The sequence below is a fragment of the Microbacterium altimontanum genome (assembly GCF_058349865.2).
In genome coordinates, this window is sequence record NZ_JBYRJB020000001.1 from 496,341 (window position 1) to 519,004 (window position 22,664).

The 22,664-nt window shown below is 68.8% G+C and carries 29 protein-coding genes; 3 read left to right on the plus strand and 26 right to left on the minus strand.

From position 1 onward, the window contains the following. The first annotated feature begins 1 nt into the window (after window position 1). Window positions 2–1,597 (plus strand): N-acyl-D-amino-acid deacylase family protein, encoded by a 1,596-nt coding sequence (locus tag AC3RX1_RS02120; RefSeq protein ID WP_491499574.1) that lies wholly within the window; start codon window positions 2–4, stop codon window positions 1,595–1,597. A 59-nt stretch (window positions 1,598–1,656) separates the two neighbouring features. After that, window positions 1,657–2,037: a RidA family protein gene (locus tag AC3RX1_RS02125; RefSeq protein WP_491499575.1), complete on the plus strand. Its 381-nt coding sequence runs from the start codon at window positions 1,657–1,659 to the stop codon at window positions 2,035–2,037. Between the two features lie 235 nt (window positions 2,038–2,272). Here AC3RX1_RS02125 and glmS read toward each other — a convergent pair whose 3' ends face one another. The 8 genes from glmS to truA all read right to left on the minus strand — a co-directional run bounded on the left by glmS (window position 2,273) and on the right by truA (window position 9,836). Continuing rightward, window positions 2,273–4,126, minus strand: coding sequence for a glutamine--fructose-6-phosphate transaminase (isomerizing) (gene glmS, locus AC3RX1_RS02130; RefSeq protein WP_491499576.1), 1,854 nt, complete (start codon window positions 4,124–4,126; stop codon window positions 2,273–2,275). A gap of 188 nt (window positions 4,127–4,314) precedes the next feature. Continuing rightward, complete coding sequence (gene coaA, locus AC3RX1_RS02135; protein ID WP_491499577.1) at window positions 4,315–5,283, minus strand: type I pantothenate kinase; 969 nt, start codon at window positions 5,281–5,283, stop codon at window positions 4,315–4,317. Window positions 5,284–5,408: 125 nt separating this feature from the next. Further along, window positions 5,409–6,770 (minus strand): phosphoglucosamine mutase, encoded by a 1,362-nt coding sequence (gene glmM, locus AC3RX1_RS02140; protein WP_491499578.1) that lies wholly within the window; start codon window positions 6,768–6,770, stop codon window positions 5,409–5,411. Window positions 6,771–6,784: 14 nt separating this feature from the next. Then, on the minus strand, window positions 6,785–7,264 hold the full coding sequence (rpsI, locus tag AC3RX1_RS02145; RefSeq protein WP_491499579.1) for a 30S ribosomal protein S9: 480 nt from the start codon (window positions 7,262–7,264) through the stop codon (window positions 6,785–6,787). Between the two features lie 39 nt (window positions 7,265–7,303). Then, window positions 7,304–7,750, minus strand: coding sequence for a 50S ribosomal protein L13 (gene rplM, locus AC3RX1_RS02150; RefSeq protein ID WP_491499580.1), 447 nt, complete (start codon window positions 7,748–7,750; stop codon window positions 7,304–7,306). Window positions 7,751–7,977: 227 nt separating this feature from the next. Beyond that, on the minus strand, window positions 7,978–8,154 hold the full coding sequence (locus AC3RX1_RS02155; protein ID WP_491499581.1) for a hypothetical protein: 177 nt from the start codon (window positions 8,152–8,154) through the stop codon (window positions 7,978–7,980). 70 nt (window positions 8,155–8,224) lie between these two features. Beyond that, complete coding sequence (locus AC3RX1_RS02160; RefSeq protein WP_491499629.1) at window positions 8,225–8,944, minus strand: endonuclease/exonuclease/phosphatase family protein; 720 nt, start codon at window positions 8,942–8,944, stop codon at window positions 8,225–8,227. A 46-nt stretch (window positions 8,945–8,990) separates the two neighbouring features. Continuing rightward, window positions 8,991–9,836, minus strand: a complete 846-nt coding sequence (gene truA, locus AC3RX1_RS02165) for a tRNA pseudouridine(38-40) synthase TruA (RefSeq protein WP_491499582.1) — start codon at window positions 9,834–9,836, stop codon at window positions 8,991–8,993. Between the two features lie 80 nt (window positions 9,837–9,916). Here truA and AC3RX1_RS02170 point away from each other — a divergent pair, with 80 nt between their 5' ends. Beyond that, window positions 9,917–11,809 (plus strand): acyltransferase family protein, encoded by a 1,893-nt coding sequence (locus AC3RX1_RS02170; RefSeq protein WP_491499583.1) that lies wholly within the window; start codon window positions 9,917–9,919, stop codon window positions 11,807–11,809. Between the two features lie 75 nt (window positions 11,810–11,884). Here AC3RX1_RS02170 and rplQ read toward each other — a convergent pair whose 3' ends face one another. The 18 genes from rplQ to rplX all read right to left on the minus strand — a co-directional run bounded on the left by rplQ (window position 11,885) and on the right by rplX (window position 22,662). Then, on the minus strand, window positions 11,885–12,454 hold the full coding sequence (rplQ, locus tag AC3RX1_RS02175; RefSeq protein ID WP_491499584.1) for a 50S ribosomal protein L17: 570 nt from the start codon (window positions 12,452–12,454) through the stop codon (window positions 11,885–11,887). Window positions 12,455–12,481: 27 nt separating this feature from the next. Beyond that, window positions 12,482–13,480 (minus strand): DNA-directed RNA polymerase subunit alpha, encoded by a 999-nt coding sequence (locus AC3RX1_RS02180; protein ID WP_491499585.1) that lies wholly within the window; start codon window positions 13,478–13,480, stop codon window positions 12,482–12,484. Window positions 13,481–13,681: 201 nt separating this feature from the next. Continuing rightward, window positions 13,682–14,080, minus strand: coding sequence for a 30S ribosomal protein S11 (gene rpsK / locus AC3RX1_RS02185; RefSeq protein WP_129385805.1), 399 nt, complete (start codon window positions 14,078–14,080; stop codon window positions 13,682–13,684). A 38-nt stretch (window positions 14,081–14,118) separates the two neighbouring features. After that, window positions 14,119–14,493 carry a 30S ribosomal protein S13 gene (rpsM, locus tag AC3RX1_RS02190; RefSeq protein WP_491499586.1) on the minus strand — a complete coding sequence of 125 codons (375 nt, stop codon included), beginning with the start codon at window positions 14,491–14,493 and terminating at the stop codon, window positions 14,119–14,121. A gap of 165 nt (window positions 14,494–14,658) precedes the next feature. Further along, window positions 14,659–14,775, minus strand: a complete 117-nt coding sequence (rpmJ, locus tag AC3RX1_RS02195) for a 50S ribosomal protein L36 (RefSeq protein WP_084516090.1) — start codon at window positions 14,773–14,775, stop codon at window positions 14,659–14,661. Window positions 14,776–14,841: 66 nt separating this feature from the next. Continuing rightward, window positions 14,842–15,063, minus strand: a complete 222-nt coding sequence (infA, locus tag AC3RX1_RS02200) for a translation initiation factor IF-1 (protein WP_116648310.1) — start codon at window positions 15,061–15,063, stop codon at window positions 14,842–14,844. A gap of 169 nt (window positions 15,064–15,232) precedes the next feature. Beyond that, window positions 15,233–15,904: a DsbA family protein gene (locus tag AC3RX1_RS02205; protein WP_491499587.1), complete on the minus strand. Its 672-nt coding sequence runs from the start codon at window positions 15,902–15,904 to the stop codon at window positions 15,233–15,235. A 9-nt stretch (window positions 15,905–15,913) separates the two neighbouring features. Next, on the minus strand, window positions 15,914–16,747 hold the full coding sequence (gene map / locus AC3RX1_RS02210; RefSeq protein WP_491499588.1) for a type I methionyl aminopeptidase: 834 nt from the start codon (window positions 16,745–16,747) through the stop codon (window positions 15,914–15,916). Between the two features lies 1 nt (window position 16,748). Further along, entirely contained in the window at window positions 16,749–17,351 is a 603-nt protein-coding gene (locus AC3RX1_RS02215) for an adenylate kinase (RefSeq protein WP_491499589.1), read from the minus strand. Beyond that, the gene (gene secY, locus AC3RX1_RS02220) at window positions 17,348–18,670 is read right to left on the minus strand and encodes a preprotein translocase subunit SecY (RefSeq protein ID WP_491499590.1); all 1,323 of its coding nucleotides are present in this window, start codon (window positions 18,668–18,670) and stop codon (window positions 17,348–17,350) included. The genes AC3RX1_RS02215 and secY overlap by 4 nt, the downstream gene beginning before the upstream one ends. Before the next feature lie 146 nt (window positions 18,671–18,816). Next, window positions 18,817–19,395: a 50S ribosomal protein L15 gene (rplO, locus tag AC3RX1_RS02225; RefSeq protein WP_491499591.1), complete on the minus strand. Its 579-nt coding sequence runs from the start codon at window positions 19,393–19,395 to the stop codon at window positions 18,817–18,819. Then, complete coding sequence (rpmD, locus tag AC3RX1_RS02230) at window positions 19,395–19,580, minus strand: 50S ribosomal protein L30 (protein WP_491499592.1); 186 nt, start codon at window positions 19,578–19,580, stop codon at window positions 19,395–19,397. Before rpmD ends, rplO begins: the two co-directional genes overlap by 1 nt. After that, complete coding sequence (gene rpsE, locus AC3RX1_RS02235) at window positions 19,580–20,284, minus strand: 30S ribosomal protein S5 (protein WP_491499593.1); 705 nt, start codon at window positions 20,282–20,284, stop codon at window positions 19,580–19,582. Before rpsE ends, rpmD begins: the two co-directional genes overlap by 1 nt. After that, the gene (rplR, locus tag AC3RX1_RS02240; protein ID WP_491499594.1) at window positions 20,281–20,640 is read right to left on the minus strand and encodes a 50S ribosomal protein L18; all 360 of its coding nucleotides are present in this window, start codon (window positions 20,638–20,640) and stop codon (window positions 20,281–20,283) included. The genes rpsE and rplR overlap by 4 nt, the downstream gene beginning before the upstream one ends. A 2-nt stretch (window positions 20,641–20,642) precedes the next feature. Further along, complete coding sequence (gene rplF, locus AC3RX1_RS02245) at window positions 20,643–21,179, minus strand: 50S ribosomal protein L6 (RefSeq protein ID WP_491499595.1); 537 nt, start codon at window positions 21,177–21,179, stop codon at window positions 20,643–20,645. Between the two features lie 6 nt (window positions 21,180–21,185). Next, complete coding sequence (rpsH, locus tag AC3RX1_RS02250) at window positions 21,186–21,584, minus strand: 30S ribosomal protein S8 (RefSeq protein ID WP_491499596.1); 399 nt, start codon at window positions 21,582–21,584, stop codon at window positions 21,186–21,188. A 146-nt stretch (window positions 21,585–21,730) separates the two neighbouring features. Continuing rightward, window positions 21,731–22,321: a 50S ribosomal protein L5 gene (gene rplE, locus AC3RX1_RS02255; protein WP_491499597.1), complete on the minus strand. Its 591-nt coding sequence runs from the start codon at window positions 22,319–22,321 to the stop codon at window positions 21,731–21,733. Beyond that, window positions 22,321–22,662: a 50S ribosomal protein L24 gene (rplX, locus tag AC3RX1_RS02260; RefSeq protein ID WP_491499598.1), complete on the minus strand. Its 342-nt coding sequence runs from the start codon at window positions 22,660–22,662 to the stop codon at window positions 22,321–22,323. The genes rplE and rplX overlap by 1 nt, the downstream gene beginning before the upstream one ends. Window positions 22,663–22,664: the final 2 nt, after the last annotated feature.

Sequence of the window (22,664 nt, forward strand, 5' to 3'; positions counted from 1 at the left end):
GATGACCGAACCAGCGCCCGCCGGTCGGACCGTCCTGCGGGGCGGCCGCGTGGTCGACGCCACGGGTGAACGGGATGCCGATGTCGCCGTGCGCGACGGGGTGATCACCGAGGTGGGCGCCGTCGCGGCGCGCCCCGGCGATGTCGTCATCGAGTGCACGGGGCGGCTCGTCATGCCGGGATTCGTCGACGCCCACTCGCACGTCGACGGGCTGATCGGCGACGCCGCGGTGCAGCGGGCGCTGCTGCGCCAGGGCGTCACGTCGGTGATCGTCGGCCAGGACGGCGTCTCGTACGCCCCGGGCGACGGGGCGTACGCCGCCGAGTATTTCGCGGCGATCAACGGCCCCCATCCCGGTTATGCCGGCGGCGGGGTGGCGGAGTATCTCGCGGCGCTCGACGGCACGTCGCGGGTCAACGCCGCGTATCTCGTGCCGGCCGGCACCGTGCGCTTCGCCGTGTGCGGTCGGTCGCAGGAGCCGGCGGATGCGTCGCAACGGGCCGCGATGGTCGCCCTCGTCGAGGAGGGGATGGACGCCGGCGCGGTCGGACTGTCGAGCGGGCTCGACTATGTGCCGGGCCTGTTCCAGGACGCCGACGAGCTCGCCGCGCTGTGCAGTCCGGTGGCGCGCGCCGGCGGCGTGTACGTGAGCCACATGCGGGGCGGGTACGAGGCCAACGCCGCGGCGGGAATCGACGAGATCGCGGCGATCTCCCGCGCCGCGAGCGCCGACTCGGGCGCTCCGCTGCGCGTGCACGTCTCGCACTTCCACGCCGACGCCGACATCGTGCTCGCTCAGCTCGACGGCCTGGCGGCATCCGGTGTCGACGCGACCTTCGACGCGTATCCGTACACCCGCGGCTGCAGCCTGATCGGCATGCCGCTGCTGCCGCCCGAGCTCTCGGTCCTGCCGGTGGACGAGGTCGTGGCGGCGCTCGGCGACGACGCGGTGCGGGGGCGGCTGCGGCGGGAGTGGTTCCCCCGCGTCGCGCTGAACCCGAGCCTCGGCCCCGACTGGCCGCACATGATCACGTTCGCGCACCTCGCCGCCTCCGAACTCGCGTGGGCGCACGGGCTGACGATCGCGCAGGCGGCCGAACGCGCCGGCACCGATCCGATCTCGTTCGCCCTCGATGCGATGCGGGCGTGCCGCCTCCGCGCGAACATCATCATGGCGGTGCGCCATGACCGGCCGGTCGGCGAGCTGGCGCGCATCTTCGCGCATCCGGCCCATATGGGCGGCTCCGACGGCATCTTCATCGGGACGCACCCCCACCCGCGGGCGCGCGGCACGTTCGCGCGGTTCCTGCGCGAATACGTGCGCGAGACCGGCACGTGGTCGTGGACGGATGCAGCGCACCACCTCTCGGCGGGGCCGGTCGAGCGCTTCGGGCTGGGGCGCCGCGGCGCCATCGCTCCCGGGGCTGTCGCCGACGTCATCGTCGTGCAGCCCGACGTCGTCGCCGACGAAGCCACCTACGACCGCCCGCTGCGGGAGTCCGTCGGCATCGACGACGTCTTCGTCGCAGGGGTGCAGGTGCTCGCTGACGGAGAGCTCACCGGCGCCCTGCCCGGGCGGGGGCTGCGGCGGGAGTGAAGCGCCTCCAGAACCAGACCAGACCAGACCATCGTTCACCGAGAGAAAGGGAAACTCCCATGACGAAGACCGCCATCCGCACCGCGAACGCACCGCAGCCGGCCGGACCGTACAGCCAGGGCGTGATCGCCAACGGCTTCTTCTACACTGCCGGATTCGGCCCGCAGGACCCGTCGACGGGCGCGGTCGCCGACTCGGTCGCCGAGCAGACCCGGCAGGTGCTCCGCAACGTCGGCGCGGTGCTCGCTGAGCGGGGGCTCACGCTCGACGACTGCGTGAAGACCACCGTGCACCTCGCCGACCTGGCCGACTTCGCGGAGTTCAACGAGGCGTACAAGGAGTTCTTCAACGAGCCCTACCCCGTGCGCACGACGGTCGGCTCGCAGCTGGCGAACATCCTCGTCGAGATCGACGTCGTCGCCGCTCTCCCGACGGAGTAGCCCTCCGGTTCGAATTCACATGAAACCGCGCGTTGCACATCAATCCGACGCAAGAGTGATGTGCAGTGCGCGGTTTCATGTGATCCCGCGAGAAGACTGACCGCGGTGCACCTCGCACAACCACAACGAGCGCGCGCGACCCGCGACTGAACATCACACCCGCGAGCGCACATCGAACTGCGCGCGGTTTCATGTGCATTCGGCGAGATCGTACGACCTCGCCGAACAACGAGCGTTACTCGACGGTCACCGACTTGGCGAGGTTGCGGGGCTGGTCGACGTCGAGCCCCTTCGCCGTGGCGAGACCCATCGCGAAGATGTGCAGCGGCACGACGGCGAGAAGCGGCTCGAACAGGGGGCCGGCCAGCGGGATGCGCAGCACCTCGTCGGCGAACGGCAGCACCGCGGCATCCCCCTCTTCCGCGATCACGATCACCCGGGCGCCGCGGGCGCGGATCTCCTGGATGTTCGACACGACCTTGTCGTGCAGCACGGGCGACTGGATCGGCGACGGCACGATGACGAACACCGGCTGACCCGGCTCGATGAGCGCGATCGGGCCGTGCTTGAGCTCACCGGCCGCGAAACCCTCGGCGTGGATGTACGAGATCTCCTTGAGCTTGAGCGCGCCCTCAAGGGCGATCGGGAAGCCCACGTGCCGGCCGAGGAACAGCACCGAGCGGGTGTCGGCCATCCAGTGCGCGAGCTGCGTCGTGTGCTCCTGCTCGGAGTCGAGGATCTGCTGGATCTTGCCCGGCACCGCCTCGAGCTCGGCGACCTGCTGCGCCTGCTCGGCGGGGGTGATCGCCCCCCGCACGCGGCCGACATGCAAGGCCAGCAGATAGAGCGCCGTGATCTGCGCGACGAACGCCTTCGTCGACGCCACCGCGACCTCCGGTCCAGCGTGCGTGTACACGATCGCGTCCGACTCACGCGGGATCGTCGCACCCTGCGTGTTGCAGATCGACAGCGTCTTCGCACCGCGCTCGTGCGCGTACTTGACCGCCATGAGCGTGTCCATGGTCTCGCCCGACTGGCTGATCGAGACGACGAGCGTGCCGTCGTCGAGCACCGGGTCGCGGTAGCGGAACTCGTGCGCGAGCTCGACGTCGACGGGGACCCGCGCCCACTGCTCGAGCGCGTACTTGCCGACCTGACCGGCGTACGCGGCGGTGCCGCAGGCGATGATGAGGATGCGGTGGATGCCGGTGAACAGCTCGTCGAGCCCGTCGAGCTCGGGGATCGCCACCGCGCCGTCGTGCACGCGCCCGCGCACGGTGTTGGCCACCGCATCCGGCTCTTCCGAGACCTCCTTGGCCATGAACGACGACCAGCCGCCCTTCTCCGCGGCGGCGGCGTCCCACGTGACCTCGAACGGCTCGACCTCGACCGACCCACCGGCGAAGTCGGTGACCCGCACGCCGTCGGGGGTGATGGCGACGATCTGGTCCTGTCCGATCGCGAGGGCACGGCGGGTGTGCTCGACGAACGCCGCGACGTCGGACCCGAGGAAGTTCTCGCCCTCTCCGAGCCCGATCACGAGCGGGGAGTTGCGCCGCGCGCCGACGACGAGGTCGGGGTGGTCCTCGTGCATCGCGAGCAGCGTGAACGCGCCGTCGAGCTGGTTGACGGTGGCGCGGAACGCCGCCTCGAGGTCGTCGCCGTTCGCGTGGTACTCGCGGGCGAGGAGCACCGCGGCGACCTCGCTGTCGGTCTCACTCAGGAACTCGGCACCGGAGGCGAGCAGACCGGCCTTGAGCTCGGCGAAGTTCTCGATGATGCCGTTGTGGATGACGGCGAGCCTTCCGTCGTCGGCGAGGTGCGGATGGGCGTTCTCGTCGGTGGGACCGCCGTGAGTGGCCCAGCGGGTGTGTCCGATGCCCGTGCTGCCTCCGTCCATCGGGGCGCGCTCGAGGTCGTCGCGCAGCACTGCGAGCTTGCCGGCGCGTTTGCGCATCTCCAGGTCGCCGTCATCGGAGATCACGGCGATGCCCGCCGAGTCGTACCCTCGATACTCCAGCCGTGCCAGACCCGACATGAGGATGCTCTGACTCTCACGCGAGCCGACGTAACCGACGATTCCACACATGCACTCCATCGTACGGAGGCCTGTTTGCAAGGATTCTGAACAAACGGATGCCGCGGGTGCGCGCCCCGGCCCGCTGCAGCGCGCGCGGGTTTCGTCTCGCTCGCTGCGCTCGCTCGCTCAACCTTGAGTCGCACCGCATCAACGCCGCTGCGCGGCATTGCTCCGGCCCGCGGCAGCTGGCGCGCCACTCAAAGCTTGCGCAACTGCACGTGCTCGACGGCGTGGTCGGGCCCCTTGCGCAGCACGAGCGTGGCACGGTGCCGCGTCGGCAGCACGTTCTCTTCGAGGTTCGGCAGATTGATGTCGTTCCAGAACCCCAGCGCGCGCGCCACCGCCTCCTCGTCGCTCAGGTCGGCGAAGACCTTGAAGAACGAGTGCGGGTTGCTGAACGCCCCGTGTCGCAGGGCGAGGAACCGGTCGACGTACCAGCGTTCGATGTGTGCGGCGTCCGCATCGACGTAGATGGAGAAGTCGAACAGGTCGCTCACGGCCACGTCGTTCGGCGTGGGCGGGGGCTGCAGCACGTTCAGCCCCTCCACGATCAGCACGTCGGGTCGGCGCACGGTGACGTGCGCGTCCGGCATGATGTCGTAGCGCATGTGGGAGTAGAACGGCGCGCGCGCCTCGGGGGCGCCGCTCTTGATCTGGACGAGGAAGTCGACGAGTGCGCGACGGTCGTAGGACTCGGGGAACCCCTTGCGGTCCATGAGGCCGCGCCGCTCGAGCTCGGCGTTCGGATAGAGGAATCCGTCGGTCGTGATGAGCTCGACACGGGGAGTGTCCGACCACCGGCTCATCAGCTCGCGCAGCAGGCGGGCGATCGTGGACTTGCCGACGGCGACCGAACCGGCGACGCCCACGACGAACGGCGTGGTGGAGTCCTTCTCGTCGAGGAATCCCGCGGTGTCGGCGCCGAGCTGCTTCGTGGAGCGCGCGTAGAGGCTCAGCAGGCGGCTGAGGGGCCGGTACACGTCGCGCACCTCGGCGAGGTCGAGGCGGTCGCCCAGGCCGCGGATCTGCACGACCTCGGTCTCCGTCAGCGGCTGCGCCATCCCGGCGGCCAGGCGCGCCCATTCCGCGCGCGGGATCTCGCGGTACAGCTCCGGTGCGGCGGTCGGAGCGGACGCCGGATACGCGGCGGTTTCGTCGGCTGACATCGCGCCCATCGTAGCGGGCGACGGATGCCTCGGCCGCACGCGCGACGGATGCCACGACCGCACAGCCGGCGCCGGAGTGGCCGCACACGCGGCGCCGCTGCTGCAGGCGCGGCGCCGCTGCAGTCTCAGACCGGGAGTGCGAGGTGTTCGCGCACCACGTCTGCCAGGCGTCCGGCGATCTCGGAGGCCACGTCGGCCTCGGCCGCCTCCACCATGACGCGCACGAGCGGCTCGGTGCCGGATGCGCGCAGCAGCACGCGTCCCGTCTCGCCCAGCTCGGCCTCCGCGGCGGTGACGGCGGCGGCGACCTCCGGGTGCGCGACCTGCGTGCGGTCGACGCCCTTCACATTCACGAGCACCTGCGGGTAGATCGTCATGATCGACGCGAGCTCGGCCAGGCTCTTGCCCTGCCGTGCCATCTCGGCGAGCAGGTGCAGCCCCGTGAGCAGGCCATCGCCGGTCGTGGCGTACTCGCTCATGATGACGTGGCCGGACTGCTCGCCGCCGAGGGCGAATCCCCCGTCGTTCATGCGCTCGAGCACGTAGCGGTCGCCGACGCTGGTCTGCTCGACACGGATGCCGTGCTCGGCCATCGCGCGATGCAGCCCGAGGTTGCTCATCACGGTCGCGACGAGCGTGTCGCGCACGAGCGCGCCCCGCTCCTTCATCGCGACCGCGAGGATCGCCATGATCTGGTCGCCGTCCACCACGCGGCCCGCCGCATCGACGGCAAGGCACCGGTCGGCGTCGCCGTCGTGGGCGATTCCCACGTCGGCGCCGAGGCGCAGCACCTGCGCGGCGAGGTGATCGAGGTGCGTCGACCCCACGCCGTCGTTGATGTTCACCCCGTCGGGATCGGCGCCGACCACCGTCACCTGTGCACCTGCGTCGCGGAAGGTCTCGGGCGAGACGCCCGACGCGGCACCGTTCGCGCAGTCGAGCACCACGTGGATGCCGTCGAGCCGGTGCGGCAGCGACTGCAGCAGGTGCACGACGTAGCGGTCCTCGGCATCGGCGAATCGCCGGATGCGGCCGACGGCGGCGCCGGTCGGCAGGAGCTTCGGTCCGGTCATCGCGGCCTCGATGCGCCGCTCGACGATGTCGGGCAGCTTCACTCCCCCGCGGGCGAAGATCTTGATGCCGTTGTCGGGTGCCGGATTGTGCGACGCCGACACCATGACGCCGAAGTCCGCGTCGATCGAGCCGACGAGGAACGCTGCGGCAGGGGTCGGGATGACACCGGCGTCGAGCACATCGACGCCCGAGGCGGCAAGGCCCGCTGCGACAGCGGCCGAGAGGAACTCCCCCGACACCCGCGGGTCACGGGCGACGACGGCGGTGAGGCGCTTTCCCGCGGCGCGACGCGCGTCCGCAGAGCGGCCCTGGCCCAGGACGACGGCAGTCGCCTGGGCCAGGGTGAGTGCGAGATCGGCGGTGAGGGGGCCGTTGGCCAGCCCCCTCACCCCGTCCGTGCCGAACAGCGGCATCGAAACGGCCTCGATCAGCGCTTCGAGTACTGCGGCGCCTTGCGGGCCTTCTTGAGACCGGCCTTCTTGCGCTCCTTGACGCGCGCGTCGCGGGAGAGGAAGCCGGCCTTCTTCAGGGTCGGGCGGTTGTTCTCGACGTCGATCCCGTTGAGAGCGCGCGCGATGCCCAGGCGCAGCGCGCCGGCCTGGCCGGAGTCGCCGCCGCCGTGGATGCGGGCGATGACGTCGTACGCGCCCGTCAGGTTCAGCACGGTGAACGGGTCGTTGATGAGCTGCTGGTGCAGCTTGTTCGGGAAGTAGTCCTCGAGGTCACGGCCGTTGACCGTGATCTTGCCCTCGCCGGGGATCAGGCGCACACGAGCGATGGCCTGCTTGCGACGGCCCACGGCCGCGCCCGGAACGCTGAGCACGGGACGGGGCGCCGTCTCGGCGGCCACGTCGGCCGTGCTCTCAGTGGAGTAGTTGGTGAGTTCGGTGGAGTCGGTGTTCGCCACGAGTGTGTCCTTTGTGTCTGCGCTTGTAGGGGCCGGCGCTTACTGGGCGACCTGGTCGAAGATGTACGGCTTGGGCTGCTGGGCCGCGTGCGGGTGCTCGGCGCCGGCGTAGACCTTCAGCTTGCTCAGCTGCTGGCGGCCCAGGCTGTTCTTGGGGAGCATGCCGCGCACGGCCTTCTCCACCGCGCGGACGGGGTTCTTCTCGAGCAGCTCGGAGTACGAGGTCGCCGTGAGGCCGCCCGGGTAGCCCGAGTGACGGTAGGCCATCTTCTTCTGGAGCTTCTGACCGGTCAGCGCCACCTTGTCGGCGTTCACGATGACGACGAAGTCGCCCGTGTCGAGGTGGTTGACGAAGGTCGGCTTGTGCTTGCCGCGAAGGAGTGCGGCGGCGTGCGAGGCGAGGCGGCCGAGAACGACGTCAGTCGCGTCGATGACCAGCCATTCGTGCTGGATCTCGCCAGCCTTGGGAGTGAAAGTGCGCGTCACGGAAGTGCTGCTTTCTTGATCGAACGGAGAGGTTCGTGAATCCCACTCCGGGGTGGTTCTTCGACATCGTCGAGAACACGCCAGTGGAGGGCTCACGTTCGTGGCAGCGCCGGCAGGGCGACGCACCAAAGGGAGAGTCTACGGCATCCGGATGCGTCGGCCAAATGCGCGAGCGCCGGGCATCCCTCAGGAGCCCGGCGTTCTCGACGGCAGTTCGCGTCGCGAGCTCAGGGAAGCTGGCCGCTCTTGTGGTCGTGCCGCGACTTGTGCATCGGGATGCCGATCGCGACGGAGACGAGGATGATGCCGAGGATGAAGATCACCGACTGCCAGCCGTCGACGTACGGGGCGTAGCCGAAGCATGCGAACCCTGCGAGGAAGAGCACAAAGCAGAGGATGAACATGCGGATCCTTCCGGAGGTCGATTCTTCTCCCAGGCTACCCCGTCCCGACGCCCGGTGCGAACGGACGAGGTCAGGATGCCGCGCTGAATCCGGACTCGTCGTCGTTGGCCTGGGTCGCGGGATGCGTCATCCGCGCCGTCACGAGGATCGGCAGGTGATCGCTCAGCCCCTGCGGAAGCGTCCGGATGCGCTCGATGTCGAAGCCCACGGAGGTGGCGAAGTCGTAGTGGCCGCGGAAGTAGCGGTAGCGCGTGTAGGTGCGCGAATCGCTCAGGGTGAGCTCGTACCCCTGCTCGCGGACCTTCTGACCGAGGTTCTCCTTGAACACGGGGTAGTTGTAGTCGCCGACCATGAGCGCCGGAAGGCCCGGACCGATCTGCTCCAGCTCGCTCAGCGCGGTGCGGATCTGGTGGCGCCGCAACGAGTTGAGCGCCGTGAGGGGGGCCGCGTGGAACGAGGCGATGATGAGGTCTCGCCCCTGGTCGATGTCGTGCAGCCGCACGCCGAGCATGCGCTCCTCGGCGGGTTTGAGCACGCGGTCGTGGAGCGACTTCTTCAACGAGATCGACCGCACCTCCAGCGGCCGGTACATGCTGATCCGGTAATACAGCGCGAGCCCGAGCCGGTTGCGGTGCGTGGCATCGGCGAGGCGGAGGCCTGCGACCTCCGTCGGGATGTCGGTCGTGTCGGCCTCCTGCAGGCACAGCAGATCGGCTCCGTGCCGGTCGACCAGCGTGGCCAGTTCGGCGGCGGCCCGGTGCTTGCGCAGGTTGTACGAGATGAGCTTCATCCTCATCCCAGCGTAAGCGTCCGCGAGCAGGTTCGGGCGGATGCCGTTACTCGGCGTCCCTGCGCGCCCGCGTCTGCTCCGCCCGGGCGGCAAGAAGGTCAGCGGACGGATATCCCACCTCGATCAGGGTGAGTCCGCGCGCCGCGAGCACCTTGAACGCGCTCGTCCGCTCTCCCGCGTCGCGGAGATCGGCGACGTCGGCGACGCCGAGCCGTCCCTCCCCCACCGCCACGCACGCGCCCACGAGAGCGCGCACCATGGAGTGGCAGAACGCATCGGCCTTCACATGCGCGACGAGGACGTCGTGCGAATCCCGGTGCCAGTCGAATTCGAGCAGCGTGCGGATCGTCGTAGCCTCTTCGCGGGGCTTGCAGTAGGCGGCGAAGTCATGCAGTCCGATGAGCGAGCGGGCCGCGGCATCCATCGCCTCGCCGTCGAGGACCGCACGAACCGTCGTCGTGCGTGCACGCTCCAGCGGGTCGTAGCCCGACACCTCGTCGGCGACACGGTACTCGTACCGCCGCCACACCGCCGAGAAGCGGGCATCGAACCCCTCCGGCGCGACGGCGCTGCGGTGGACCGTCACGTCGGGATAGGCGCCGAGCACTCCCCGGATGCGGTGTGCGAGGCGTTCCACAGGATCGGCGTCTCCGTCGCGGCGCGCGCGGGCGAGCAGCCGATCGCGCTGCGCCTCGTCGAGGTCGAGATGGGCCACCTGTCCGCTCGCGTGCACCCCCGCATCCGTCCGTCCCGCCACGACCAGCCGTGGTTCTCCCCCGACGATCCGTGCGAGCGCCTGCTCGATCGTGCCCTGCACGGTGCGCAGCGCCGGCTGCCGCGCCCAGCCCCGGAAATGAGTGCCGTCGTAGGCGATGTCGAGGCGGATCCGCACGTTCTCACCCTAGCGAGCCGCACCGTGGCTCTCAGGCTCGAAACGTAGACTTGGGCCGCCCCCGCCGACCCCGGAAGACGATGACCGACACCAGTTCGCCTGTGCCCCCGCGCGCCCGCTTCACAGGTCTCGACGGACTCCGCGCCCTCGCCGTCGTCCTCGTGGTCGCCTACCACCTCTTCCCCGGCTGGATCATGCGATCGGGCTTCGTCGGCGTCGACGTCTTCTTCGTCATCAGCGGGTTCCTCATCACGTCGCTGCTGCTTCGTGAGCGGGCCCGCACCGGTGGAATCGCCCTCGGCGACTTCTGGCGGCGACGCGCGCGTCGGCTGATCCCCGCCCTCGCCCTCCTCGTCACGGTCACCGCGACGTGGGCGTGGCTGCTGGGCGGCGACGTGCTCGTGCGGCTCGGCTGGCAGGTTCTCGGGGCGGCGACGTTCAGCTACAACTGGGTCTCCGTCGCGAACGGCTCCGACTACTTCTCGGCCGCCACCCCGGAGCTCTATCGCAATCTGTGGTCGCTCGCCGTCGAGGAGCAGTTCTACGGGGTCTGGCCGCTGCTGCTCCCCCTGCTTCTGCTGATCCCCCGCGCGTGGGCACGGGCGATGGTCGCCCTCCTCGCGGCCGCAGCGTCGGCGGCCTGGATGGCGGAGGCCGTCGCGTCGGGTGGAAGCCTCACGCGCGCCTACTTCGGCACTGACACTCACGCGTTCGGCCTGCTGCTGGGCGTCGCGCTGGCGGTGGGGCTTCAGCGCCTGTTCACCGACCCGCCCGCCTGGGTGCTGAGCCGCACCGCGATCGTCTCCGGCGTCCTCGCCGGCGGCGCGGCGGTCGTTGGTCTATTCGCTCTCACCCTTCTGGGCGAGAGCCCGGACGTCCTGACGTTCCCGGGCACCCTGCTGGCCGCCAGCGTACTCGCCGCCGTCGCGATCGTCTGCGGGGCGGCACCGGGATCGCGGCTGGGGCCCCTGCTGGATGTCGCTCCCGTGCGATGGATCGGCGACCGCTCCTACGGCATCTACCTCTGGCACTGGCCGCTGCTGGTGCTCCTGGCTGCGATGAGCGGGATGACTGCCGGGTCGGACATCCTCCCGGTCTGGCTCGGGATGGCGGCGCTCGCGCTCACCATTGCGTTCGCCGCGCTCTCGTACCGGTTCGTGGAACAGCCGATCCGGCGCCACGGCTTCCGCGGTTCGCTCCGGCTCATGAAGGCGCGCCTCACCGGGCCTCCGGCCGCACGCTTCCGCGTGGCTGCCGTGCTGGCCCTCGGGGTGGTGGTCGTGGGCGGTACGACCGCGGCGATCGCGGACGCCCCCGACGAGTCATCCGCGCAGGCGGCCGTGCAGGCCGGCGAGCGGGCCCTGGAGGCGACGACGTCGCCGCGGCCGCCGCTTCTCCCCGAGGGCACGGCCGACGCCGGCACGCCGTCGACGCCGGTCGTCGACGGCAGCCAGATCGTCGCGGTGGGCGACTCCGTCATGCTCGCCTCCGCGCCCGCGCTCATGGAGCGCTACCCGGGCATCCGCATCGACGCGAAGGTGTCACGCTCGATGTGGGCGGCGCCCGGGATCGTCCAGCGCCTGGCCGACCGGCACCAGCTGCGACGGTACGTCGTGCTCGGGCTCGGCACGAACGGCGCCGTCGACACCGGATCGCTCGACCGCGTCGCTCAGGCCGTGGGACCGCAGCGGCAGATCGTGCTCGTCACCGCGCACGCACCCCGCTCGTGGATCGACGGGGTGAACCGCTCGCTGCGCAGCTACGCCGACAGCCACTCGAACGTCATCGTCGCTGACTGGGCCGGTGCGATCCGCGGCCATGCCGATCTCCTGGCGGGCGATGAGATCCACCCCGGCGCCGCGGGCGGGCGGCTCTACGCCGGTGCCATCGCCGACGCCATCTCGGCGGCCCAGGAGCGCCACGCCCAGGAGCGCGAACTCATGCTCCTGCGCGTCGCGGCGCTCACATCCTGACTGCTCCGGCTGGGACGACGAAGAGACCCGCGGACCGAAACGGTCCGCGGGTCTCTTCGTGTAGGAGGGAAGCCGTTACTCGGCCTTCTCCTCGGCAGCAGCGTCCTCCGCGGGAGCCTCGGCCTCAGCCGGAACCTCGGCAGCAGCGTCCTCGGCCGGAGCCTCCGCAACCGGAGCCTCGGCGGCGGCGTCCTCGGCCGCAGCAGCAGCCTCGGCGGGTGCCTCCTCAGCCTTCGGCTGGTCGTTCTTCGCGCTCGACTTCTTCACCGACGACGTCTTCTTGGTGACGGGCTCGAGCACGAGCTCGATCACCGCCATCGGCGCGTTGTCGCCCTTGCGGTTGCCGACCTTGGTGATGCGGGTGTATCCGCCCTCACGCTCGGCGACCAGCGGCGCGATCTCGGTGAACAGGACGTGCACGACTTCCTTGTCACCGATGACCGACAGCACGCGACGGCGGGCGTGCAGGTCGCCGCGCTTCGCGAACGTGATCAGACGCTCGGCGAGGGGACGCAGGCGCTTCGCCTTGGTCTCGGTCGTCTTGATCGAACGGTGCGTGAACAGCGCGGCGGCGAGGTTCGCAAGCAGCAGACGCTCGTGTGCGGGGCCGCCTCCGAGGCGGGGACCCTTTGTGGGCTTAGGCATTCTCAGTTACTCCAGGGTGAAAGAAGATCAGGCGTTCTCGGCTGCGTCGTCGTCGTAGCCGCCGTAGAAGTGCGCGCCGTCGAAGCCGGGCACGGAGTCCTTCAGCGACAGGCCCAGCGAGACGAGCTTGTCGCGCACCTCGTCGACCGACTTCTGACCGAAGTTGCGGATGTTCATCAGCTGCGTCTCGGAGAGGGCGACCAGCTCCGACACGGTGTTGATGCCCTCGCGCTTCAGGCAGTTGTACGAGCGCACCGACAGGTCGAGGTCCTCGATCGGCATCGACAGCTCGGTGGAGGCGACGGTCTCGACCGGGGCGGCCCCGATCTCGATGCCCTCGGCGTCGACGTTCAGCTCGCGGGCGAGGCCGAACAGCTCGGTGAGGGTGCGTCCGGCGGAGGCGACGGCGTCGCGCGGCGAGATCGCCGGCTTCGTTTCGACATCCAGCACCAGCTTGTCGAAGTCGGTGCGCTCACCGGCACGGGTGGCGTCGACGCGGTAGCTGACCTTCAGCACCGGCGAGTAGATCGAGTCGACCGGGATCTGACCGGCCTCGGCGTACTCGTTGCGGTTCTGCGTGGCCGACACGTAGCCGCGGCCGCGCTCGATGGTGAGCTCGAGCTCGAAGCGCGCCGTGTCGTTGAGGGTCGCGATGACCAGCTCGGGGTTGTGCACCTCGACACCGGCGGGCGCGGAGATGTCGGCCGCGGTGACCTCACCGGCGCCGGTCTTGCGCAGGTACGCGGTGATCGGCTCGTCGCGCTCGCTCGAGACGACAAGCTGCTTGATGTTCAGGATGATCTCGGTGACGTCTTCCTTCACACCGGGGATCGTGCTGAACTCGTGCAGCACGCCGTCGATGCGGATGCTGGTGACGGCGGCGCCGGGGATGGACGACAGGAGGCTGCGACGCAGCGCGTTGCCGATCGTGTAGCCGAAGCCGGGCTCCAGCGGCTCGATGACGAAGCGGCTGCGGAACTCCCCGATCTTCTCCTCGGTCAGGGTGGGACGCTGTGCAATGAGCACTATGTGTTCCTTTCATGCGACGTGCCCGCTATATGACACGTGCAGTTTGTGAGGTGTTGAGTTTTCTCCAGGGGATGCCTCGGCCCGAGGCATCCGAGCGCAAGTGGGTGCCGGATGCCTCATGGGCCCACACGCCCCGAGGCTCCGCGCAGCGCGTAGCGATGCGTGGAGAGGGCGTGGGGAGCATCCGGCACCGGGATGTCAGACGCGGCGACGCTTGGGCGGGCGGCAGCCGTTGTGCGCCTGCGGCGTGACGTCCTGGATCGAACCCACCTCGAGGCCGGCGGCCTGCAGCGAGCGGATCGCGGTCTCGCGGCCCGAACCCGGGCCCTTCACGAAGACGTCGACCTTCTTCACGCCGTGGTCGGCGGCCTGGCGGGCAGCCGACTCGGCGGCCATGCCCGCCGCGTACGGGGTCGACTTGCGCGAGCCCTTGAAGCCCACGCCACCCGACGACGCCCAGCTGATGACGGCGCCCGACGGGTCGGTGATCGAAACGATCGTGTTGTTGAACGTCGACTTGATGTGGGCCTGGCCCAGCGCGATGTTCTTCTTCTCCTTGCGGCGCGGCTTGCGCGCAGCGGACTTGGCCTGTGCCATGTGCTGTTCTCCTGAATCCTGTCAGCGCCGGCGCGGGCCTAGCGCGCCTTCTTCTTGCCGGCGACCGTGCGCTTCGGGCCCTTGCGGGTGCGCGCGTTGGTCTTGGTGCGCTGACCGCGCACGGGCAGGCCGCGACGGTGGCGGATGCCCTCGTACGAGCCGATCTCGACCTTGCGGCGGATGTCTGCGGCGACCTCGCGGCGCAGGTCACCCTCCACCTTGTAGGTGCCTTCGATGTGGTCGCGGAGCGCGATGAGCTGGTCGTCGCTGAGGTCCTTGACGCGGATGTTCTCGTCGATCCCGGTCGCGGCGAGGATCTCGTTCGAGCGGGTGCGGCCGATGCCGTAGATGTACGTGAGGGCGATCACCACGCGCTTATCGCGCGGGATGTCAACGCCGGCAAGACGTGCCATGCGGTTCTCCTGGGAGTAGTGGAGGTATGGAACAGGATCGGTGCCCGGGCCTCCGCCCCGAGGTGTCCCCCTTGCGGGTTCTGATCCTGCCTGTGTGTGTATTGAGTTGTATCTGCGGGTGTTGCTTGTCAGGTTTCGACTCGGTCGCGCTTCGCGCGGCCTCGCTCAACCCTGGCGCTGCTTGTGGCGCGGGTTCGACTTGCAGATGACCATGACGCGCCCGTGACGGCGGATCACCTTGCAGTGATCGCAGATGGGCTTGACGCTCGGCTGAACCTTCATGATTTCCTCTTCGCTGTCTTCACCGGGCGGGCACAGCGGTGCCCGGGGTGTTACTTCTCGACCGGTCTAGCGGTAGCGGTAGACGATGCGGCCGCGCGTCAGGTCGTAGGGGCTGAGCTCCACGACCACACGGTCCTCGGGGATGATGCGGATGTAGTTCTGCCGCATCTTGCCGGAGATCGTCGCCAGCACCTTGTGTCCGTTGGTCAGCTCAACGCGGAACATCGCGTTGGGCAGCGCCTCGGAAATCGTGCCTTCGATCTCGATGACACCGTCTTTCTTGGCCATAGCCTCGCTATCGATTCTGCAGATCGGTCGGTCTGCGTGGATGGGTGGATGATGCCGCGATCACCTGAAGCGGGACTTCAAGGAGACACGCCGAAGATGGCGCAAGGCACCAAAGAAATAGTGTACGTCACGGTTCCCGCTGCGGCAACTCGCCGGGCCGGCCCCGTGCCTACTTCAAATGCGCGGTGATGTCCTTGGCCGGATCCATCGTGACAGGCACGGTCTCCCCGTTCACGACGAGCGTCGGCGTCCCGGTCGCGCCCGACGGCAACTGCCGAGACAGCGCGAACTTCTGATAGCGGTTCGACGTGATCGCCTTCTCGAGATCGCTCGTCATCTTCACGCCGGCATCCTTCGCGACCTGCACGATCTGCTCGTCCGTGAGCCCGGCGGATCCCTCCTCGGGCTGGTTCGAGTACAGCGCCTGCATGAAGGCGTAGGCATTGTCGGGGTCTGCCGCAGCGACCGCGAAGAAGGCGCTGGCGGCACGACTGGAGTAGCCGGCGGGCGACGAGTTGTTGTCCAGGATCGACACCGGGTGCACGTTCAGCGTGGCAGTGCCTGCGTCAACGAGCTCCTTGATCTGCGCGCCTTCCGCCTGCTCGAACTGATGGCAGAACGGGCAGAGGAAATCGATGTACGTGTCGATCGTGTTCTCGCCCTTGCCGAACGAAACAGCACCGGTCTCGGTGTTGATGATGTCGCCCTTCGGCTCGGCGCCGGGGCCGGATGCCGCGTTGTTGATCGCGATCACCACGCCGGTGACCGCGATCAACACGACCACCGCCGCCACGCTCACCCAGACGGCGAACCAGTTCGTCTTCCGCACAGCCGTGGCCATGTGTCCTCGCTAAGGGATCGGGGCGGGAACGATGCCGAACGGCGCGAGTCCCGCGGCTCCGCCGTCGGGTGCGGTCAGCACCCAGATACCGTCATCATGCACGGCGACACTATGTTCCCAATGTGAGCCCACTGTGCCGTCCACGGTGAGCACCGTCCATCCGTCATCGGCCACATACGTCGCATCGCTTCCCGCGACGACCATCGGCTCGATGCACACGGCGAGCCCCGGCCGGACCTCGGGCCCGGGGTCGGAGACGCGGTAGTTGAACACCGCCGGCGATTCGTGCATCTTGCGGCCGATGCCGTGGCCCACGTAGTCGCGCAGGATGCCGTAGTCATGGCCGGATGCCTCGATGTAGCCCTGCACCGCGGCGCCGACCTCGGCGAGGTGCGACGCGGTCGCCAGGGCGGCGACGCCCGCCCACATCGAGCCCTCGGTCACGCGGGAGAGCTCTGCGCGCTCCGCGACCAGCTCAGGCCGCGACGCATCCGGAACCACCACCGTGATCGCGGAATCGCCGTTCCATGAACGGTACTCGGCGCCGGCATCCACCGACACGATGTCACCCGGCTCGAGCACCCGTTCCCCGGGGATCCCGTGCACGACCTCGTCGTTGACCGACACGCAGACGGTGTGGCGGTAGCCGCGCACCATCTTGAAGTTCGAGAGCGCGCCCCGGCCCCTCACGACCGCGTCGGCTGCCGCATCCAGCTGCAGGGTCGTCGTGCCCGGAACGATCAGCGGGCGCACGGCCTCGAGCATCGCCGCCGTGATCAGCCCGGGCTCGATCATCCCGCGCAGCTGCGCCGGCGACTTGTAGATGCCGCGTCGAAGACCCACGTCAGACGGCAGCCGGGCGCGCGATGCCGCGCGCGGAGAGAGCTGCGGTGATCCGCTCGGTGATCTCGTCGAGCGTGCCGACGCCGTCGATCACGTCGACGATGCCGCGCTCGCGATACACATCGAGGATCGGGGCCGTCTCGCTCTCGTAGATGGCGAGGCGCTTGGCGATCGCCTCGTCGGTGTCGTCGGTGCGGCCCTGCTCCTTCGCCCGGAGGGCGAGACGTGCGATCGACTCCTCCCGCGGCACCTCGAGCTCGATCACGGCGTCGAGCGACTCTCCCCGCTCGCCGAGGAACGCATCCAGGTCCTTCACCTGCTGCAGATTGCGCGGATAGCCGTCGAGGAGGAAGCCGTCGGCCGCGTCATCCTGCGCGAGCCTGTCGCGGACGATCTGACCCGTCAGCTCGTCGGAGACGAGGTTGCCGGCCGCGGTGATGGCCTTGACCTGCTCGCCGAGTGGCGTGCCGGCCGAGATGTTCGCACGGAACACGTCGCCGGTGGAGACGGTGGGGATGCCGAGGGCGGCGGCGATCCGGGCGCCCTGGGTGCCCTTGCCCGAGCCCTGGGGGCCCACGATCAGCAGTCGAGCGGTCTGGGTCATCGCAGGAGTCCTTCGTAGTGGCGCTGCTGAAGCTGCGCGTCGATCTGCTTGACGGTCTCGAGGCCCACACCGACCATGATGAGGATCGACGTGCCGCCGAACGGGAAGTTCTGGTTCGCGCTCACGGTCGCCAGGGCGATCAGCGGGATGAGCGCCACGAGGCCGAGGTAGATCGAGCCCGGCAGGGTGATGCGGGTCAGCACGTAGTCGAGGTACTCGGCGGTCGGCCTGCCGGCACGGATGCCCGGGATAAACCCGCCGTACTTCTTCATGTTGTCGGCGACCTCGACGGGGTTGAAGGTGATCGCGACGTAGAAGTACGTGAAACCGATCGTCAGCAGGAAGTACAGCAGCCAGTAGAGCGGGTGGTCGCCCTTGACGAGGTAGTTGTTGATCCACACGGTCCACGCGGCGGGGGTCTCCCCTGCCGCCGGCTGGTTGAACTGCGCGATCAGCGCGGGGATGTACAACAGCGACGACGAGAAGATCACGGGGATCACGCCGGCCATGTTGACCTTGATCGGGATGTACGTGTTCGTCCCGCCGTAGGTGCGCCGGCCGACCATCCGCTTCGCATACTGCACGGGGATGCGTCGCTGCGACTGCTCGACGAACACGATCAGCGCGATGATGACGATGCCGACGAGGATCACCAGAAGGAAGACCTCGAAGCCGCGCGACTGGCGGATCTGCCACATCGCCGCCGGGAACGTCGCGGCGATCGACGTGAAGATGAGGATCGACATGCCGTTGCCGACGCCCTTCTCCGTCACGAGCTCGGCGAACCACATGATGAGGCCGGTGCCGGCGGTCATGGTGAGGATCATCAGGCCCTGCGCCCACCACGCCTGGTTGGTGAGCAGCTCCTGGCAGGAGGTGGCCGCCGACGAGCCGAACAGCTGGCCGCTGCGGGCCACCGTCACGAGCGTCGTCGACTGGAGGAGCGCGAGCGCGATCGTCAGGTAGCGGGTGTACTGGGTCAGCTTCGACTGCCCCGCCTGACCCTCCTGATAGAGCGTCTCGAAGTGCGGGATGACGACGCGCAGCAGCTGCACGATGATCGTCGCGGTGATGTACGGCATGACGCCGAGCGCGAAGATCGACAGCTGCAGGAGCGCACCGCCCGAGAACAGATTGACCATCGAGAGGAGGCCCTGCGTGCCGCCGCTGTCGGCGAGGCACTGCTGCACGTTGCCGAAGTCGACGAACGGGGTCGGGATGTGCGCGCCCAGGCGGTACAGGACGATGACCGCCAGGGTGAAGCCGATCTTCCGACGCAGATCAGGGGTGCGAAAGACCCGCACGAGGGCGCTGAACAAGTGGATTCCTCCAGAATGGGTTCCCGGTGCGCGCGCGGCGCACACAGACAACCAGGGTAACGCAGCGCGCCGACTCCGCGTGTCGCGCTGATTCGGAGCGGATACGAAACGGGGCCGGAGATTCCCTCCGGCCCCGTTTCGGCGTCTTACTCCGCGGTGGCGTTCGCCACGGTGCCGCCGGCGGCGACGATCTTCTGCTCGGCGGAACCCGAGACCTTGTCGACCGTCACGTTCAGCTTGACCGAGATGTCGCCGGCCCCGAGGACCTTGACCTTCTCGTTCTTGCGCACCGCGCCCTTGGCGACGAGGTCACTGACCGTGACGTCCCCGCCCTTCGGGTACAGCTCGGCGAGCTTCTCCAGGTTCACGACCTGGTACTCGACGCGGAACGGGTTCTTGAACCCGCGCAGCTTCGGCGTGCGCATGTGCAGGGGCAGCTGGCCACCCTGGAAGCCGGGGCGCACCTGGTAGCGCGCCTTGGTGCCCTTGGTACCGCGGCCCGCGGTCTTGCCCTTCGAGCCCTCACCGCGACCGACACGGGTCTTGGCGGTGTTGGCGCCGGGGACCGGACGCAGGTGGTGCACCTTCAGCACACCGGGGCGGCTGTCGACGACATCCTTCTTCGGCGCAGCCTTGGCCGCAGCGGTCTTCTTGGGCGCAGCCTTGGCGGCGGGAGCCTTCGCCTCCGCCTTCACGGCCTCGCTCTTCTCGGCCTTGTCAGCCATTAGTCGATCTCCTCAACCTTCACGAGGTGGGCGACGGTGTTGACATAACCACGCGTCTGCGCGTCGTCCGGGCGGACGACCGAGTCGCCGATCCGCTTCAGACCGAGGCTGCGCAGCGTGTCGCGCTGGTTCTGCTTCTCGCTCACCTTGGACTTGATCTGCGTGACCTTCAGACGGGAGGCCATCAGGCACCTACCTTCTGGTCGCGAGCGGCGGCCGCCGCAGCGGCCTCCTCGCGGATGAGACGGGCCGGGGCCACCTGGTCGAAGTCCAGGCCACGGCGGGCTGCCACGGCACGGGGCTCCTCGAGCGACTTCAGGGCCTCGACGGTCGCGTGCACGATGTTGATCGTGTTCGACGAGCCGAGCGACTTCGAGAGCACGTCGTGGATTCCGGCGCACTCGAGCACGGCGCGGACGGGTCCACCGGCGATGACACCGGTACCGGCGGCTGCCGGACGCAGCAGCACGACACCGGCCGCGGCCTCACCCTGCACCGGGTGCGGGATCGTCTTGCCGACGCGGGGAACGCGGAAGAAGTTGCGCTTGGCCTCTTCGACACCCTTCGAGATCGCCAGGGGCACCTCGCGGGCCTTGCCGTAGCCGACGCCCACGACGCCGTTGCCGTCGCCCACGACCACGAGGGCCGTGAAGCTGAAGCGGCGACCGCCCTTGACGACCTTCGAAACGCGGTTGATGGTCACCACGCGCTCGAGGAACTGGCTCTCGTTGCGGTCACGCGAACCGCGGCCACCGCGGTCGCCACGCGAGTTGCGGTCACGGCCGCCGCGACGGGGCTCGCGCTCCGACGTCGTCTCGGCCGTGGCCTCGGCGCCCTGTGCGGACGCTGCCTGCTCGGCGGTCACTTCGGTCTCCTTGTTGTCACTCACAGGTTCAGCCCTCCTTCGCGGGCGCCCTCGGCGATCGCCGCGACGCGACCGGCGTAGCGGTTGCCACCGCGGTCGAACACGGCCTCGTCCACACCGGCGCCCTTGGCACGCTCGGCGACGAGCTCGCCGACCTTGCGGGCCTTGGCGGTCTTGTCACCGTCGAACGAGCGCAGGTCGACCTCGAGGGTGGAGGCGCTTGCCACGGTGTGGCCCTTGCTGTCGTCGACGAGCTGCACGAACACGTGCCGCGACGAACGGGTCACGACCAGGCGCGGACGCTCGGCGGTGCCGACGATCTTCTTGCGAAGACGCGCGTGGCGACGCGAACGCGCGTCGGACTTCGACTTCACAGCCATGCTTACTTACCAGCCTTTCCGGCCTTGCGCCGAACGACCTCGCCGGCGTAGCGCACGCCCTTGCCCTTGTACGGCTCGGGCTTGCGGATCTTGCGGATGTTCGCAGCCGCCTCGCCGACGGCCTGCTTGTCGATCCCGCTCACGGTGAGCTTGTTGTTGCCCTCGACCGTGAACGTGATGCCGGTGGGCGGGTCGACCAGAACCGGGTGCGAGAACCCGAGGGCGAACTCGACCGAGCTGCCCTTCTGCTGCACGCGGTAGCCGGTGCCGACGACCTCGAGGCCCTTGGAGTAGCCCTGCGTCACACCGATGATGTTGTTGTTGATGAGCGTGCGGGTCAGGCCGTGCAGCGAGCGCGACTCGCGCTCGTCGTCGGGACGGGAGACCAGAACCTGGCCCTCCTCGACCTTGACCTCGATGGGGCGGGCCACGGAGAGCTTCAGCTCGCCCTTGGGGCCCTTGACCCGCACGTCCTGGCCGGCGACCTCAACGGTCACGCCGGCGGGGATGTCGATGGGAAGACGTCCGATACGCGACATCGTCGATCACCACACGTAGGCGAGGACTTCCCCACCCACGCCCTTCTGCTCGGCCTGCCGGTCGGTGAGAAGACCGGAGGAGGTGGACAGGATGGCAACGCCGAGGCCGCCGAGGACCTTCGGCAGCTCGGTCGAGCGTGCGTACACGCGCAGACCGGGCTTCGAGACGCGCTTGATGCCGGCGATCGACCGCTCGCGATTCGGGCCGTACTTCAGGGTCAGGGTGAGCGTCTGGCCGACGCGGGCGTCGGTGACGTCCCAGCCCGAGATGTAGCCCTCCTGCTTGAGGATCTCGGCGATGTTCGTCTTCAGCTTCGAGCTCGGCAGCGCCACGGAGTCGTGGTGCGCGGAGTTCGCGTTGCGCAGACGGGTCAGCATGTCTGCGACCGGGTCTGTCATTGTCATGAGTTGATTCCTTTGTTCATAAGGTTTCGGACGCGGGTACACCCGCGGCCGACCTTCTATGACTGCTATTCAGTTGTCTCTTCGCGCGGTTTCGGCCCGCCGCACCAGCGGCGAGCCGAAACGCGCACGAAAGCATCCAGCCTAGCTCACGCCGCGGCGTCGGCCGCGCGGAACGGGAAGCCCAGGTGACGCAGCAGCGCCCGGCCCTCGTCGTCCGTGGTCGCGGTCGTCACGACGGTGATGTCGAAGCCGCGGACCCGGTCGATGCGGTCCTGGTCGATCTCGTGGAAGACCGACTGCTCCTGGAGGCCGAAGGTGTAGTTGCCGTGGCCGTCGAACTGCTTGTCCGAAAGGCCGCGGAAGTCGCGGATACGCGGCAGTGCGAGGCTGATCAGGCGGTCGAGGAACTCCCACGCCCGGTCGCCGCGCAGCGTCACGTGCGCGCCGATCGGCTGACCCTCGCGCAGCTTGAACTGCGCGATGGACTTGCGGGCCTTCGTCACGACCGGCTTCTGACCGGTGATCTTGGTGAGGTCGTCGACCGCACCCTCGATCACCTTGCTGTCACGAGCGGCCTCGCCGACACCGGTGTTGATGACGACCTTGACCAGACCCGGGATCTGCATGACGTTCTTGTAGCCGAACTCGTCCTGCATCTTCTGCTGGATCTCGTTCCGGTACTTCTGCTTCAGGCGGGGCTGGATCTTGCCAGCCTCCGCGGCAGCGGTGGTGCTCATCAGAGGTCCTTACCTGACTTCTTCGCGTAGCGCACGCGGACGGTGCGCTTCTCGCCGTCCTTGATCTTCTCCTCGACGCGGTGGCCGACGCGGGTCGGCTTCTTGCTCGAGGGGTCGACCACGGCGACGTTGGAGATGTGGATCGGGGCTTCCATCGTCTCGATGCCGCCCGTCTTCGTGCCGCGCTGGGTCTGGCCCACGCGCGTGTGCTTGGTGACGTAGTTCACGCCCTCGACGATGACGCGGTTCTGCTCGGTCAGGACCTCGAGGACCTTGCCCTGCTTTCCGCGGTCATTGCCGGACAGGACCTGAACCAGGTCGTCCTTCTTGATGTTCGCCATGA

Bases quoted from the DNA above. Each gene is read 5' to 3' on its own strand.
- AC3RX1_RS02170 (WP_491499583.1), top strand. From the start codon at position 9,917: ATGACCGACACCAGTTCGCCTGTGCCCCCGCGCGCCCGCTTCACAGGT.
- AC3RX1_RS02125 (WP_491499575.1), top strand. From the start codon at position 1,657: ATGACGAAGACCGCCATCCGCACCGCGAACGCACCGCAGCCGGCCGGA.
- rplE (WP_491499597.1), bottom strand. From the start codon at position 22,321: ATGAGCACCACCGCTGCCGCGGAGGCTGGCAAGATCCAGCCCCGCCTG.
- glmS (WP_491499576.1), bottom strand. From the start codon at position 4,126: ATGTGTGGAATCGTCGGTTACGTCGGCTCGCGTGAGAGTCAGAGCATC.
- rpsM (WP_491499586.1), bottom strand. From the start codon at position 14,493: ATGGCACGTCTTGCCGGCGTTGACATCCCGCGCGATAAGCGCGTGGTG.
- rpsH (WP_491499596.1), bottom strand. From the start codon at position 21,584: ATGACAATGACAGACCCGGTCGCAGACATGCTGACCCGTCTGCGCAAC.
- glmM (WP_491499578.1), bottom strand. From the start codon at position 6,770: ATGCCGCTGTTCGGCACGGACGGGGTGAGGGGGCTGGCCAACGGCCCC.
- AC3RX1_RS02215 (WP_491499589.1), bottom strand. From the start codon at position 17,351: ATGACCCAGACCGCTCGACTGCTGATCGTGGGCCCCCAGGGCTCGGGC.
- rplO (WP_491499591.1), bottom strand. From the start codon at position 19,395: ATGGCTGACAAGGCCGAGAAGAGCGAGGCCGTGAAGGCGGAGGCGAAG.
- rplF (WP_491499595.1), bottom strand. From the start codon at position 21,179: ATGTCGCGTATCGGACGTCTTCCCATCGACATCCCCGCCGGCGTGACC.
- coaA (WP_491499577.1), bottom strand. From the start codon at position 5,283: ATGTCAGCCGACGAAACCGCCGCGTATCCGGCGTCCGCTCCGACCGCC.
- rpsK (WP_129385805.1), bottom strand. From the start codon at position 14,080: ATGGCACAGGCCAAGTCCGCTGCGCGCAAGCCGCGCCGCAAGGAGAAG.
- AC3RX1_RS02120 (WP_491499574.1), top strand. From the start codon at position 2: ATGACCGAACCAGCGCCCGCCGGTCGGACCGTCCTGCGGGGCGGCCGC.
- rplR (WP_491499594.1), bottom strand. From the start codon at position 20,640: ATGGCTGTGAAGTCGAAGTCCGACGCGCGTTCGCGTCGCCACGCGCGT.
- AC3RX1_RS02160 (WP_491499629.1), bottom strand. From the start codon at position 8,944: ATGAAGCTCATCTCGTACAACCTGCGCAAGCACCGGGCCGCCGCCGAA.
- AC3RX1_RS02155 (WP_491499581.1), bottom strand. From the start codon at position 8,154: ATGTTCATCCTCTGCTTTGTGCTCTTCCTCGCAGGGTTCGCATGCTTC.
- rplQ (WP_491499584.1), bottom strand. From the start codon at position 12,454: ATGCCTAAGCCCACAAAGGGTCCCCGCCTCGGAGGCGGCCCCGCACAC.
- rpmJ (WP_084516090.1), bottom strand. From the start codon at position 14,775: ATGAAGGTTCAGCCGAGCGTCAAGCCCATCTGCGATCACTGCAAGGTG.
- rplX (WP_491499598.1), bottom strand. From the start codon at position 22,662: ATGGCGAACATCAAGAAGGACGACCTGGTTCAGGTCCTGTCCGGCAAT.
- rpmD (WP_491499592.1), bottom strand. From the start codon at position 19,580: ATGGCCTCCCGTCTGAAGGTCACGCAGATCAAGTCCAAGGTGAGCGAG.
- AC3RX1_RS02205 (WP_491499587.1), bottom strand. From the start codon at position 15,904: ATGGCCACGGCTGTGCGGAAGACGAACTGGTTCGCCGTCTGGGTGAGC.
- infA (WP_116648310.1), bottom strand. From the start codon at position 15,063: ATGGCCAAGAAAGACGGTGTCATCGAGATCGAAGGCACGATTTCCGAG.